Origin of the sequence: Corallococcus sp. CA041A (assembly GCF_003612075.1) — a bacterium.
In the GTDB taxonomy this organism is placed as follows: domain Bacteria; phylum Myxococcota; class Myxococcia; order Myxococcales; family Myxococcaceae; genus Corallococcus; species Corallococcus exiguus.
Window position 1 is genome coordinate 1 of sequence record NZ_RAWF01000781.1, and the last position, 382, is coordinate 382.

The following is a 382-nucleotide window of genomic DNA, read 5'->3' on the forward strand; positions in this document are numbered from 1 at the left end:
ATCGGCAGCCGCTTCAGGTAGGAAAGCGAGGAATAACCGGTGCCGAAGTCGTCCAGCGCGAAGCACACACCCATGCCCTTGAGGATCAGCATCTTGGCCACCGTGTCCTCGATGTCCTCGATCATCATGGTTTCTGTCAGCTCGATTTTCAGGCGCGACGCGTCAACGCTGGACTGCTGCAGAAGCGCCGCCACCTGGCCGGTGAAGTCGGGATGCCGGAACTGCCGCGCGCTGACATTGACCGACACCTGGAGGCCAGCCAGTGCCGGATCCGTCGACCAGGCGACAAGCTGCCTGCAGGCTTGTTCCAGCACCCATGCGCCTATGCTCAATATCAGGCCGGAGGTCTCTGCAACCGGGATGAACAGCCCTGGCGACACTG

The 382-nt window shown here is 61.8% G+C and carries 1 protein-coding gene; it reads right to left on the bottom strand.

Annotated elements, in window-relative coordinates; all coding sequences use genetic code 11:
• A partial coding sequence (locus D7V77_RS43050; RefSeq protein ID WP_147452410.1) for an EAL domain-containing protein occupies positions 1-382 on the bottom strand: 382 nt, incomplete at both ends.